12 protein-coding genes are annotated in these 13,968 nt (G+C 44.7%); 5 read left to right on the forward strand and 7 right to left on the reverse strand.

All coding sequences use genetic code 11. The features are described 5' to 3' along the window. Window positions 1-25: 25 nt before the first annotated feature. The 4 genes from MC7420_RS07625 to MC7420_RS07640 all read right to left on the reverse strand — a co-directional run bounded on the left by MC7420_RS07625 (window position 26) and on the right by MC7420_RS07640 (window position 4,082). On the reverse strand, window positions 26-889 hold the full coding sequence (locus MC7420_RS07625) for a hypothetical protein (RefSeq protein ID WP_006099887.1): 864 nt from the start codon (window positions 887-889) through the stop codon (window positions 26-28). Between the two features lie 199 nt (window positions 890-1,088). Then, entirely contained in the window at window positions 1,089-2,006 is a 918-nt protein-coding gene (locus MC7420_RS07630) for a hypothetical protein (RefSeq protein ID WP_006099845.1), read from the reverse strand. Between the two features lie 78 nt (window positions 2,007-2,084). Further along, complete coding sequence (locus MC7420_RS07635; RefSeq protein ID WP_044205796.1) at window positions 2,085-3,071, reverse strand: glycosyltransferase family 2 protein; 987 nt, start codon at window positions 3,069-3,071, stop codon at window positions 2,085-2,087. Between the two features lie 54 nt (window positions 3,072-3,125). Then, the gene (locus tag MC7420_RS07640) at window positions 3,126-4,082 is read right to left on the reverse strand and encodes a glycosyltransferase (protein WP_006099736.1); all 957 of its coding nucleotides are present in this window, start codon (window positions 4,080-4,082) and stop codon (window positions 3,126-3,128) included. Between the two features lie 144 nt (window positions 4,083-4,226). Between MC7420_RS07640 and MC7420_RS07645 the strand changes: the two genes are divergently transcribed. From MC7420_RS07645 to MC7420_RS07665, 5 genes are all read left to right on the forward strand, one after another. Beyond that, complete coding sequence (locus tag MC7420_RS07645; protein ID WP_006099616.1) at window positions 4,227-5,207, forward strand: glycosyltransferase; 981 nt, start codon at window positions 4,227-4,229, stop codon at window positions 5,205-5,207. A gap of 180 nt (window positions 5,208-5,387) precedes the next feature. Then, window positions 5,388-6,320 (forward strand): glycosyltransferase, encoded by a 933-nt coding sequence (locus tag MC7420_RS07650; protein ID WP_006099931.1) that lies wholly within the window; start codon window positions 5,388-5,390, stop codon window positions 6,318-6,320. Between the two features lie 205 nt (window positions 6,321-6,525). Beyond that, window positions 6,526-7,491 (forward strand): GDP-mannose 4,6-dehydratase, encoded by a 966-nt coding sequence (locus MC7420_RS07655; protein ID WP_315897221.1) that lies wholly within the window; start codon window positions 6,526-6,528, stop codon window positions 7,489-7,491. A gap of 203 nt (window positions 7,492-7,694) precedes the next feature. Next, the gene (locus MC7420_RS07660; RefSeq protein ID WP_044205799.1) at window positions 7,695-8,909 is read left to right on the forward strand and encodes a glycosyltransferase family 4 protein; all 1,215 of its coding nucleotides are present in this window, start codon (window positions 7,695-7,697) and stop codon (window positions 8,907-8,909) included. A gap of 325 nt (window positions 8,910-9,234) precedes the next feature. Next, the gene (locus MC7420_RS07665) at window positions 9,235-10,452 is read left to right on the forward strand and encodes a glycosyltransferase family 4 protein (RefSeq protein ID WP_006099968.1); all 1,218 of its coding nucleotides are present in this window, start codon (window positions 9,235-9,237) and stop codon (window positions 10,450-10,452) included. 216 nt (window positions 10,453-10,668) lie between these two features. On the opposite strand, the gene MC7420_RS07670 is transcribed toward MC7420_RS07665, so the two are convergent. From MC7420_RS07670 to MC7420_RS07680, 3 genes are all read right to left on the reverse strand, one after another. Continuing rightward, window positions 10,669-12,051, reverse strand: coding sequence for a cytochrome c biogenesis protein (locus MC7420_RS07670; protein ID WP_006099670.1), 1,383 nt, complete (start codon window positions 12,049-12,051; stop codon window positions 10,669-10,671). Between the two features lie 3 nt (window positions 12,052-12,054). Continuing rightward, on the reverse strand, window positions 12,055-12,795 hold the full coding sequence (locus MC7420_RS07675; protein WP_006099610.1) for a cytochrome c biogenesis protein CcdA: 741 nt from the start codon (window positions 12,793-12,795) through the stop codon (window positions 12,055-12,057). A 270-nt stretch (window positions 12,796-13,065) separates the two neighbouring features. Then, complete coding sequence (locus tag MC7420_RS07680) at window positions 13,066-13,716, reverse strand: DUF1361 domain-containing protein (RefSeq protein WP_006099779.1); 651 nt, start codon at window positions 13,714-13,716, stop codon at window positions 13,066-13,068. Window positions 13,717-13,968: the final 252 nt, after the last annotated feature.

A 13,968-nucleotide genomic window follows, 5' to 3' on the forward strand; every position in this document is an offset into this window, starting at 1 on the left:
GCGGGTAGGCTGAAAAATGAGTCCGCTAGTTGACAATAATAAAAAATAAAGATCCCCCAATTTCTTGAGGAATCCCAGCTTGAAGTTGTTCTGAGGTATAGTGCATCGCCTCAACTAATGAACTCAACTCAATTTTGTTTTCCCGTTGCAAACGATAGAGGGCTTGATCTAAGTCATCCCTAGATAAGGGAGGTTGTAATTTCTGACGCAGATGAAAAATGGGTAAATAATTGTCGGTTCCTAGTTCTTTATCTAACTGCTGAATCAGTTGTAAAATTTCTGTATCTGTTGGTTTCTGGGCTAGTACAGGTTCTGAACTCAACGAAGGTTGGGGTTGGGTGACAGTTACAGACGGATTCACTTGACTCGGAAGTGATTTTCGCAAGAATTCCAGATAATTCCCCAGCAGTTCTAAACTAATCACTGGATTTGTGCCTTTTTTCGGGATATAATCCTCTCGTAGCTGATCGAGTCCGCGCTGAGTCATCCACACTTCAGCTTTCTGGCGTTTCAGTTGTTTTTCTACTTCAATGAATCCCCGTTCATCGAAGCGTTGTAAAATAGCATCGCGTTCGGCTGACTTCAACGACTTGATATCGATTTTGCTGGGTTTAACTTTTCCCGATGCTTTACCGATACTGTTGAGTACCCTAAGTTCACTGGGAGAGAGGGGAACTTGATCCGGTTCCACGTTCAACAGAGCGCGACCGGGTGGTAAAATTGTAACGGATGCGATCTCACGGGAGAAATCGACCCAACCCCGTGCTTCTAAATCGCGGACAATTTTGTTTTTGCCTTTGATACTATTGAATAGTTTTGCCGACAGTGGAGAACGGTAGTTCGGACATCCTAGTAGTTTCAGGAGAAATTTTAGCTCCTTGGTTTCCATGGAAATGTTTAACCTCATTTATCGTTCATTCTACTTTAACTTGAGGGGTGATCACAACGGAAGGGTATCAAAATTCCATCCTAGCTTCCTAAATTAGGGTTGTAGTCAGCACTTGAGGGATAGCCGCGCTGAAGCGCTTACTACAAACGCCTCAGTCAATGATATTCGGGAGACAATAAAATTGGCAATAGTAGTCTACTCATGGTTCTCTTAAACATTCTGTTCCTGGAATGTGACCAAATATTTGTTGAGAATACTCCAGTAACTCCTGATTATTGAATAACCTTCGGTAGGACGGATCATCAGCGAAGTATTTCCATCGACTACAAACATCCATATTCCTCGCTTTTCCGTGATACTCACGTCCTTCAAAGGAACTACCATCACCTCGGCGACTGACTGTATTGATACCAGTATCCGAAAACTCTAGGTTGAGTTGAGACGCAATTTCTCTGCGATAGTCTACGTCAGCAAACCACTGATTATAATTAATACATATTTTTTGGTTTTTTAATAAATTGGTTTCCCCTAAATATTCTTTGGCATAGTCAATCCACACATCTATATCTGTTTTGTTTTTATCATTGACGCCTCTATAATTTTTTTTGATTCTACTCGCCAGCAAATTAAATGGATCTCGCAAAATCAAAATGTCGTACTTGTCTTGACTCTTACCAAAATAGAGATCATGCTTTAACTCAAATACAGGATTGGTGATTTGCTCCAGACTATAATCTTCGTAGCTATGGATTAAACAATCTTTTTTTTCAAAAAAACCTTTGGCTTCTTGTCGCCACCACTCAATGTCTTTGGTTTTGTTCTTTCGGAGTAAGTCTTCGTATTTTTCCCGATAAGGATTTCTATTGACTCGGATATTGTTCAGGTGTCTAACGTTGCCCGTTTCTTGCTTTTCCATCCAATGAATAATGGCATGATTGCCACTGCGTCTTAATCCCAGAACCCGCATCTCTTTATAATTAATAACTTGCGACAGAATATGCTGTTGTGAAATGGCTCGACCTACATCTTCAACGCTATGATATAACTGACGATTAGCTTTTTGTAGTAATGTCGATGATTCTTGCAAAAGCTGAAGAAAAAGTGATTTTTGAGGCATGTTTATTACTATCAATCGTTTAGCGACACTTAACATCATAGCCTACTGTTTTTTATCGCACAGTGCGCCCAGGAACGTTCAACCCGCTTCTCGCACCTGATCGGTATAATCTTTGGGACGCATTTGACGAAACACCTGCAACGCCGCTTGGCGTAAACTTAGGGGTAAATAGGATAAGATTACTCCCAATTGGGCTTTCCGAGAACTGCCAATAATCTCCGCCACCTCTTGCAACATTATTCGTCCCTGAACCGTATCCCCATTTTCAATTAACCGTAATCCCAACGCTTCTTTTGTCCATGCCAATTTTTGTATCCGTAGTGTCTCTAATTCTTGATCAGGAAATCGATAACTATCAATACAAAAAACCTTAGCCTTCAAGAAATGCAGATTCTGTCTTAAACTCGTCTGTCCCCCGTGAAACCGATACTCCATTAAATACTCTGGCAAAAAATACCCCTGCTTAAGCGCGATCGCTAATCGTACCAGTAAATCAAAATCCTCGCAGCCATCGGCTTCTGGGCGCATATAGTCCACATCCTGCAAACAGGCCCGACGAAACAAGGTTGAACCCACCTGCAAACTTTGATATTGAAACGTTTGTCGCATTAAATCAGGAATTATACCCTGCTTCAGTTTATCCTTTCCCCACTTCGCCGCATTCTCTTTCGTCGCTGACTCATCACGATTGCCGTTTTTATCAATAACCCAGTGATTCGTACAGACAAAATCAACTGTTGGTTCCGCTTCTAATACTGCCACCGTTTTTTCTAAGAACTCCGGCGTTAGGGCATCATCATCATCAAGTTTGATAAAATAGTTTCCCTGGGCAGTATCAAAACCAGAACGCATATTTTTACTGCGCCCAATATTTTTAGCATGGCGGATATATCGAATTCGGGCATCATTCCACTGACTAACAACCGTAGGTGTCTCATCAGTTGAGCCATCATCGCAAATAATTAACTCAAAATCTTTATACGTTTGACTCAGAACACTTTTTACTGACTGAATCAGATAGTTGGCACGATTGTAAGTAGGAATACAAACACTAACTTTAGACATGAGCAATTCGTTATTGGTTATGGAGCAAAATTCATTAATTATACAGGTGTTAATTTAAATGTTATTGATAACGTCAACAATTCTATGCCTAAAAAAAACATCATTGTCTTCATACCAAGCACGAGCATTATCCCCCCATTCTTTTTTAGTTCCATCATCCGTCCCTAAGACTTGGTGTATGGTTTGTTCTAATGCCTGCCTATCAACATAATAATTTATGCCGACTCCCTGCACCTGAGCTTTATTACAATCCACTAAAATGCCTCGATCCGGTGTAATTAATTCATTCATCGGCGGAGCATTAGTCGTCAGAATCACGGAACGACAGCTCATGGCTTCGACAATCCCATGACCAAAGCCCTCTGCTTCTGAAGGACATAAGTGAATGCCATGACTGTTCTGATAGTTTCTTAACACTATATCATCTAGATGCTCCGTAATATACTCAATATTAGCTGCACCGATTCGGTCAAGCTCTTGCCAATTGCGTCGAATAGTCAGATCAGGCAAACCAGGATTACGCTGCCAAATTCCCAGAATGGCATTTGTACCTTTTTGAGGGCTTTTCCCCGCTAAATGGAAAAACTTGTCATAACGTTTGGTTTGGGTTTCGTCTAAGCGGTCAAAACTGGTGAAGCTGATAAACTCAGTCCGGCATCCTAGCTTGTTAAAAATACGTTGAGCAAACCGTGTTTTACAAAGGATATAGTCAAAATGAGGGAGATCAGGAAGCCACTCTTGCCAAAACCATTCTTGATTGGTAATTAAGCAATTTAGCTTGGCACAGGGAAATAAGGGAGGAACGACGTGTTCGAGGAAAAGATTAATATCATAGATAGGTGTCTTCGGTAAACCTGAATTGAGCGGTTGACCTCGATGATCACGGGTGAGTGAATTGATGTCAAAAAAAGTCACATTAAAATTGGCTTGCTTGAGAATAGTCGTGACAATAGTCGCATCTCGACTTAATCCAGAATTATTATCTGCTGTTATTATATTGATATGCCGCATACGCCATTTTTTCAAGCGTGACTGTTGCTAGGGGGAAAGAAAAATCATGCCGCCAAGGAACCAAAAAAAATCTAGGGCTAAGGTTCCCTGACTACAAACCCTTGATAAAATATGACAAGCCTTGAGCTAAACTAAAATAAAATTATGTGTCCCGATCGCACTCCTGACAGCCAACCTGGTTCCTCCTTTATCCCCAAGGTATCCGTCGTTGTCCCCATCTATAACGGTGCTGCCGATATACATGACTTAATCCAGTGTCTCTTCTGTCAAACGTACCCCAAGGATCAGGTAGAATACCTCCTCGTAGACAATAATAGCCGCGATCGCACACCTGAGATACTGCACCAAGCCGCTCAAGACGCCAAAGCTCAAGGCATCACGCTTCACCCCCTCACCGAAAACCAGATTCAAAGTTCCTACGCAGCCCGCAATACAGGCATAAAAGCATCCACTGGTGAAATTCTAGCCTTCACCGATGCCGATTGTCGCCCCCTTCCCCAGTGGTTAAGTCTCTTAGTTCAGCCCTTTGTCAATCCCAAAGTCGGATTAGTTGTCGGTGAAATTTCCGCTTTACCCGGTAAAACCTTGCTCGAAAAACACGCCGAACGCCAAGGAACATTAAGCCAAAAAAATACCCTTGATCACCCATTTTATCCCTATGGTCAAACCGCCAATTTAGCCATTCGTCGCCAAGCCTTACAAGACGTCGGCTTATTCCGCCCCTACATGACAACTGGAGGAGATGCAGATATTTGTTGGCGAATTCAGCGCCAGACTCAATGGCAACTTAAGTTTGCCGAAACAGCCATTGTTCAACACCGCCACCGCGCCAACCTACGGGAATTCCGCAGCCAATGGCAACGCTATGGGCGTTCTAATAAATACTTGCACGAACTGCATGGCGTCGAATTGCAACCAAAATTAACCTCAAAAAAATCTTTCTATTTAATCAGTCGTTGGTTGCTCAAGGAATTGCCACTAACCAGCGGACAAGTTATTGCCGGAAAAGCCTCTTTGGGGGATGTGCTAAAGACTCCAATTAATCTGTACGGCGCTTGGTATCGCGACCTCGGACAACAACAAACTCAACTCGATGAAAAAGCGAATAAAATTGATTGGTTGTAAAGAATTTATTAATTTTGAAGGGTGTAGGGGCGGGTTTTACCATTATTGTTACTTGTCACCCAGATGTCACTAAACCCGCCCCCTCTGAATGACAGCGTAACGCCGATTTGCCGATTCATTTGATTCTTGTGTTAAAACAGAGCTATTTAGACTCCCTAGCGACGACTCTCCCCAACCTTTATGCCAACGCCTCAGATTGCTGCGATTATCTGTACTCACAACCGAGATGCGTATCTGGGTGCTGCCATCGATAGCCTATTAGCCCAAGATTGTGATAATTTTATTGTCGTAGTGGTCGATAATGCCTCTAGCGATCGCACTCGTGAGATTGTTGAAGCCCGTATCTCTCACCCTCAGCTAAAATACGTTTACGAACCCGTTATCGGTCTTTCCGTGGCACGAAATACAGGCGCAAAGGAAACCACTGCTCCCATTCTCGCCTATTTAGATGATGATGCCGTCGCCAGTCCCCAATGGTTGAGGGTTCTCCTAGACGCTTATCAACAAAATGAAAAATTGGCAGTAGCTGGCGGTAAAGTCACCCTAATCTGGCCCCCCGGCGTCGAACCCCTCAGCTGGATATCCCCAGAACTTGCTGGCAATTTGGGACTTTATGATCTCGGCGATAGGGTCGTTTATATCAAAGAACCTGGTTTAACACCCAGAGGCTTAAACTACTCCATCCGGCGTACCTTCTTAGAACAAATTGGCGGTTTTGATCCTAATCTAGGGCGTCAAGGTAAAAAATTATTATCCAATGAAGAATTATACGTGACTGAACTTGCCCTCAAACAGGGTTGGCAAGTTGCCTATCTCCCCGATGCCGTCGCTGCCCATAACGTCGCCCCAGAACGCCTCAAAGCAAGCTGGTTTTTGCAGCGTAGCTGGTGGCAAGGGATTAGCGAGTGTTATCGCGAAGAAGTCGCAGGTCGAACTGGGATACGTCAGTTAGGACGAGGAGGAGAACGCATCGCCCGGGGACTCTATAAATCCGCGAAACATTTGACTGACCCAGCTAAACGGTTTGATAATCTAGTTTATGCTTATGGGCAGATTGGTTATCTAAGCGCCGCCATTCAAGCTATGCTACTTAAACCCAAAGATGAGGGCTGAATGATTAGGGAACAAGGAAGATAGGGAAGCAGGGGGAGCAGGGGGAGCAGGGGGAGCAGGGAAAGCAGGGGAAGCAGGGGGAGCAGGGGGAGCAGGGGGAGATGAGGGAGATGAGGAAGTCGTGAGTTAACTCAAAACTCTACCTTACACTGTTGCCTATTGCCTGTTGCCTCACGAATGACAAATGACCAATGACCAATGACAAATCATGAAAAAAGCACTAATATGCGGCGTATCCGGTCAAGATGGCGCTTATCTAGCTAAATTACTTCTCAACGAAGGGTATAGCGTCTGTGGTACATCACGGGATGCTCAAATGTCATCCTTTCAGAATCTAGTCCGCCTGGGTATCCGTGACCAAGTGAAACTAGAATCCGCCGCCCTGACCGATTTTCGCAGTGTGCTGCAAGTTCTGAAGAAAAATCAACCGGATGAGGTCTATAACTTGGCGGGACAAAGTTCGGTGGGATTGTCATTTGAACAACCCGTAGAAACCCTAGAAAGTATTTCTATTGGTACGTTAAATCTTTTAGAAGCGATTCGGTTTACAGGTGAGCCAATTAAATTTTATAATGCGGGATCGAGTGAATGTTTTGGCGATATTGGCACAGAAGCGGCGGATGAAACAACTCCATTTCGCCCAAGAAGCCCTTATGCGGTGGCAAAATCGGCGGCTTTTTGGCAAGTAGCAAACTATCGCGAAGCTTACGGGTTGTTTGCTTGTTCCGGAATTCTGTTTAATCACGAATCTCCCCTGAGACCCCAACGATTTGTGACCCAAAAGATTGTTGCGGCAGTGTCTCGCATTGCCCAAGGTAGCCAAGAAAAGCTTTATCTGGGTAATGTTGACATTAAACGCGACTGGGGATGGGCGCCTGAATACGTCGAGGCAATGTATAAAATCTTGCAACAAGAGGAACCTGATGATTATGTGATTGCCACGGGAGAGAGTTACACCTTAGAAGAGTTTGTGGTAGCGGCTTTTGATTCGGTCGGCTTGGATTGGCAAGATTATGTGATCACGGATAGGAGTTTGTTCCGACCAACCGATTTAGCAATCAGTCGGGGAAATCCCGCCAAAGCCAAAGAAAAACTCGGATGGCAAGCTCAGTATAAAATGCCTGATATTGTGCGGATGATGGTTCAAGCCAAGCAAGATTCGGCACAATAATAGCGAGGCTGTAACAACCATTGTTTCAGGCTTTTTTATTAGGGGTGATTTGGCGGACTTCATCTCAGTTGTTATATAGCAACCGCCATGACTGTTAGGACACATCATTTATGTAGAGACGCGCCATGGCGCGTCTCTACAATGGTGCTTAACTAAAATAGGTTACGTTTTGTATACACGCCTTAAACCCTCACCCATTACCCATGAAGATTTTGATGCTCTCTTCTACGTTCCCCTATCCCCCAACCCAAGGAGGGACTCAGGTAAGGACGTTTAACTTACTCAAACATCTCACTGGACATGAGATTACCCTACTCACTCAACGCGCTGACGATGTAACCGATGCTGAAGTTGAAGCCTTACGAGAATGGGTGGCTGAGTTGGTCGTATTCCCTCGTCCCACTACATCCAGTCTTCCGGGAGGATGGTTCGGTAAGGTAAAGCGCTTCGGTCAGTTTGTACAGCAAGGGACTCCTCCCAGTGTCCTCTCGATTTATTCTCCACAATTACAGGATTGGGTGGATCAGTGTGTTAAGAAAAATAACGTTGATGTAATTACCTGCGAACATAGCGTTAACGAGATTTATGTACGTCCGGAGTTTCGCGAACAACTGCGAACAGTTGTCAATATCCACAGTTCGGTGTACGCTTCCTGTCGCAATCAGTTGCAAACGGGTACCAGCGAGAATCTCTGGCGCGATCGCTTGAATCTGCCTCTACTTTATCGCTATGAACAGCGCTACTGTGATAAGTTTTCCCATATTGTAGTGACGACGGATGATGATCGCCAACAGATTCAATCCTATAATCCCCCCAGTCAGATTGCCGTGATTCCCAATGGTGTAGACTTTAGCCAATTTCCTTATCGCACTGTTGATCCAGGTGGACATCGCTTGACGTTTATCGGCGCGATGGATAATTTAGCCAATATTGATGCGGTGAGGTTCTTAAGTTTAGAGGTATTTCCCGCGATTCAAGAACGGTATCCAGACACAACCTTAACTCTGGTTGGCGCACGTCCTACCTCTGAAGTATCGGCGCTGGGAAATCGTCCCGGTATTACAGTAACGGGGCGGGTTCCGTCTATGGCAGACTATTTACATCAAGCCACGGTATGCATCGTCTCGATGCGAACAGGGTATGGGATCAAGAACAAAACCCTAGAGGCGATGGCGGCGGGCGTACCTGTGGTGGGAAGCGATCGCGGTTTAGAAGGACTGGAGGTTGATAGTCCCAATGTACCATTGAGAGCATTGAGGGCAAATTCGGTTTCCGAGTATGTTGATGCCGTGACTCGCTTATTTGAAGAGTCTCAACTGAGACAACAATTGTCACAAAGTGGACGCCAGTTTATTGAGAAGAATTATACATGGGAACGAGCCGCCCAGCTTTATGAACAAGTCATTTGTGCAAAGTGAACAAACAAATACCTGTAGGGGGTGTGGGGTGTGGGGTGTAGGAGTATGCATATTCAATCCGCGACAGCTTACCCTTCTACCCTTCTACCCTTAAAAATATCTGCCTCAAGGAATAGCTTACCAATAATTTGTGATCAAAAATTAATGATAAATTATCTATATAAATAATTTATCATTGAAAATTTAAAATGTTTATATAATAAGGTAAAACTGTTTGATGAAATAGATATAATCCATTAGCAAATTTTAATAAATGCCATCTCAATTCATCATTAATCCCGATAAAACCGAATTTATGACCATTTTGGGGGGAATCTGAAGATTTATGAAAATTCTCATCCTCTCTGCCACATTTCCCTATCCACCCACCAGCGGTGGAACTGAGGTTAGAACATTTAACTTACTCAAGGCTCTGAGTGAGCGTCATCAGATTACCCTGGTGACTCAACGCACTGATGATATTTCCGAGACTGACGTGGAAAAGTTGCAGGAGTGGGTCGAAGAACTCGTCGTTTTCCCTCAACCCAACGGCTCAGAGAACAACAGTGGACTGCGGTCAAAAATGCAGCGCTTGAGTACATTCCTGCAACAAGGAACGCCTCAAAGTGTCTTAAAACACTACTCCCCGGAGATGCAGGAGTGGGTGAACCAGGCAATAGAGTCAGGAAACTTTGACGTGATCACCTGCGAACATAGCATGAATGAAATTTATGTTCGCCCCCAATGGCGAGAGAAGTTGCGAACCGTCGTCAATATTCATAGTTCCCTCTATCGCAAGCAGCGCCATCAGTTAGACGGAAAACCAGCGGATAAGCAGCTACGAGAGCAATTAAATTTACCTCTACTGCGTCGTTACGAAGAGCGATATTGTGGCAAGTTTACCAATATTGTCGTTGCCACTCCTAAAGATCGGCGTCAGATTGAGGATTATGAACCAGAGGGCAAGATTACGTTAGTTCCCAATGGCGTTGATTTTAAGCAGTTTCCTAAGCGTGTCTCTGATCCGGGAGGACAGCGATTGGTGTTTGTGGGTGTTATGGATAGCCCGACAAACGTTGATGCGGTGCGTTTCTTCAGTTTAGAGGTATTCCCGGAGATTTTACGACGGTATCCAGAGGCAACCTTAGAAATTGTGGGCGCACGCCCTGTACCTGAGGTGCTAGAGTTGCAGGAACGTCCGGGAATTACGGTAGCAGGTCGGGTGAGTTCAATCGTAGACTATTTGCATAAGGCAACGGTTTGTGTAATTCCCCTGCGGACTAGCTATGGGATTAAGAACAAAACCCTAGAAGCAATGGCAGCAGGAGTGCCGGTGGTAGCAAGCGATCGCGGTTTGGAAGGATTGCCTGTGGATGGTGGAGATGTCCCCCTGCGGGCATTACGGGCAAATGATACGGCTGAATACGTGTATGCCGTGAGTCGGTTATTCGAGAAACGTCAGCTTCGCAAGCAACTCTCAGAAAATGGGCGATCGCTGGTTGAGCAGAAATATACCTGGAAACGGGCGGGGGAACTATATGAGAAGGTATTAATGGGGAATTGAGTGGGGCGGTTGAAACCGCAACTACACAAACAAAACCCGCCTTCGCGGGTTCCAAAACTCTTCACTCTGTTTCAGGTAACCGTTTCAACGTCTACCTAGTGCAGCGGGCATAAAAATACTTGAGCAGCTTCGTAGATACGATGAAGCAGGGGGAGCAGAGGGAGCAGGGGAAGCGGGGGGAGATATTAGCTGTTCAGTTATTTCTGCCTTCTTGCACTAGACTTGCATCGCTTCTTGTAACGGAACGTCAGGGGTTGATTTATCCTCATGCAAACGATCTAAAATCTCAATCACTTCTCGCTCAAATGATACCTGGGCGCGGTTAGTTCTCCCCCCCACATAAAAGCGATCGCCTTTTTGTAATGCCCAAATTTGGGAGTGGGAGACATAGCTCATAATTACACCCACCATCAGCAAACCAAAGCCCGTATACACAATCGGAATACCTGGATCAGCTTTAATTTGTAAGCCTGTACTGCCGATTAATTCCTTAAGGCGCAAGTTAACCCCATTCACTTGGGTACTCATTCCAGAACGAACGGTGGAGACTAATTTGCCCTTGGCATCATAGACCAAAACCGTCCCCTGTAAATCTTTTGCCAACAATGAAGCCCCTTCACTTAAATCCGGTTTCGTCGGTACCCATGTCCCCCAGATACGCCCATTCCCTTGGATATCCAGTTTCGCCATGGGTAACTGAAAAATCGGACTATTATTTAACTGTACCTGCACCGCCGCGATTCCCCAGTCGGTTTGGTAGAAGGTGACACCTTGATGGCGCAGGGGTTTATTTACATAGATGGTTTCTCTGTCAATTTCTTGTTCCTGATTATCCACTACCGATAAATCGGAATAAAACTGATCAATTCCGCCTTCGGGGGTGTAGTCAATCCAGAAGCGATTAACATGAATCCCCCAATCTTGAGGAACCTGAGATTTTGCCCAGGGACCGGCATCAATAATATTTCTGACGTGAAAGGTTTTGCCACTAGGAACCATTTCCTGTGCCATAAATCCCGTCATTGCACCCCAAATTGACCCAGCCAGAATAATCAGCATACTGGCATGAACCACAATCGGACCAATCCGCCCCACGATTCCTTTGCGGGCGTAGAGGCTATCTCCTTCTTGAAATACCCGATAGCGCTTGGCTTGTAGCAGTTGGGATAAGGAATTCACCGAACCCGTTTCTAGTTCAGCGCTGAGTGCCAGTTTCTGAAACTGACGTGGTTCTTTGTAATAATTCCAACGACGGGCGGCTTTCAGGGCGGGAAATTGACGAGTAAACGTGCAAGCCGTGAGGCTACTACCAAACAGAACTAGGATTGACAAAAACCACCATGTCCGGTACACATGATCTAATCCTAAGAAGAGGAGAACTTTCCAGGTTAAGAAACCAAATAACGCTGGATTTTCGGGATAATTAGCTTGATAAAAGGCAAGAGATTGACCCTGTTCGATAATGGTACCACTGATACTGAAAAGAGCGATCGCGAGAAGGAGTGCGATCGCCAATCGTAAATCTGCTAGAAATGATAGGATATAACGTCGGAACCAACGTCCGACAGGATTAGACACAGATTGATTATCTAACGTCATTAATTAAAAAATTCCCCCAGGAATCCGAGACAGCAGCGAAAAGACGCCGAATCCGACTAATAAAGCCCCACTAACGGGTGTAATCCAACTTGACCATTGGCGTACTTCTAATAACTTCTTTATTGAAGCAGTAAATGTACCTGCCACAATTAACGGGGTAACATAACCTGCCGTATAGGATAATAGCAAAACCCCACCGAGAACCCAGTCTTGTGTACTTGCCACCCAAGCCAGTAATGTTGCCAAAACGGGTGTACTGCAAGGAGAGGCGACTAAACCAAAGGTTAACCCAATCAGATAGGAACGTATCCCCTTGGGCAAATCGGGGGAAATCCATTCCATTCCGCCAAAGGATGGTAATTGCAGGGGTAAGGCTTCCAGTAGGTTTAGCCCCATGATAATTGCAATCAGGCTAACAATGATGGGTAACCCGATACCCACTTGCCCATAAACTCGTCCCACCGATGCGGCTAAAATTCCCAATCCAGCTAGGGTGGTTGCCAATCCCAAAGCAAACCAAGTGGATTGAGTCGCGGCTTGCAGGCGTCCTTTGGCTTCATAGCCGCCAATGTAGCCTATTGTGATCGGCAGCATAGATAGCATACAAGGAGTGAGGCTAGTCAGCAACCCAGCCGCAAAGATAATGCCAATGCTTAATGCACTCAGATGGGTAAGCTGATTGCCAACCAGATTATCGGCAAATTGTTCCAGTTGGTACAGTTGAGTTTGTAAGGTGTCAATCATGCGCTGGGTAATTCACCAAATGCCTGTTCTGTGAGCATTTTAACGTATGAGATTGTTTGTAGTAAGCACTTTAGTGCTTCAAAGCATAGCTGGAGTTGGCTCAGTTCCCTTACTACAAAACAAATCTAATCCACAATTTTAGTAGTAACGCACCGATTTTCAAAGGATTGGGGTGCGTTACGCTGTCGCTAACGGCACCCTACTCACTCGCTTCACAGGTATAACAAATGACGAATGACAAATGACAAATGACAATCACCACCGTTAACTTTAATTCTCCCCACCGGCTTCGTGAAGAACTTTCCGATAACGCATTTTGAGAATGAGTCCCAGCGTGATTTGCTTCATCACCCAATACAATACCGTCAACACGATAAAGGTGACAAACATAACCAACAGGGGGCGTTTAGCCGTCAAGTCATCCACAATAGTTTGGGCTAAATCCTCCGGTTGTGTGACTAAATCCCAACTATTAAATCGGAGGAATCGTCCTAAATAGATACCAACCGCGCACAGAGCATGAGTAATCAGTTCAGCCGGAATGGTAAACTTACCCATGCCTTGTTTTTGTAAATAGTATCCTAAATTAATTAACGAGATAACATAAGCTTCAAAGCCCAATAAAATAACACTGAGATGTTGCGGAATTAGCACTAACGTAATCACCCAAACGGAATAGTCACGACGCACCGCATCAATCAGGTGGATGATATCCGTCAGCAGATAAGGTGCATTGGGTAAGAACGCCATGAAAACAATGAAACCCACCCACCACAAAAGGTTACGGTTTCCAGATGAGCGACGAAAGAGCCAAACACTTAAAGCTAAGGGGATAAAGGCAAGAAATAAATTCCAAGCCATCCAACCGCTATGGCGATGCCATGCTTTCCAGGCATCCCTTAATAGAAATCTTAAAGACATATTCTTATCGGTAGACCTACAGGTGTGAGTGGGTTTAGTGCTGCTGTTATCAAGTATAGCCGCCGAAATCCAGGTGATGCCAACTTCACCTGAGTGCGACGTCAGGTACAAATTGGCTTCTATCCTGGACTATCACTGTCTGCAAGCCTAATTATTTGATTAATACTAAGTTGCAGTCAAACAGGTAATTTGTCATGCTGAGCGAAATCCTTCACTTCGTTCGAGGACAGGCTCCGTGTAGCGAAGCATCTC

The sequence above is a fragment of the Coleofasciculus chthonoplastes PCC 7420 genome (assembly GCF_000155555.1).
Taxonomy (GTDB): domain Bacteria; phylum Cyanobacteriota; class Cyanobacteriia; order Cyanobacteriales; family Coleofasciculaceae; genus Coleofasciculus; species Coleofasciculus chthonoplastes_A.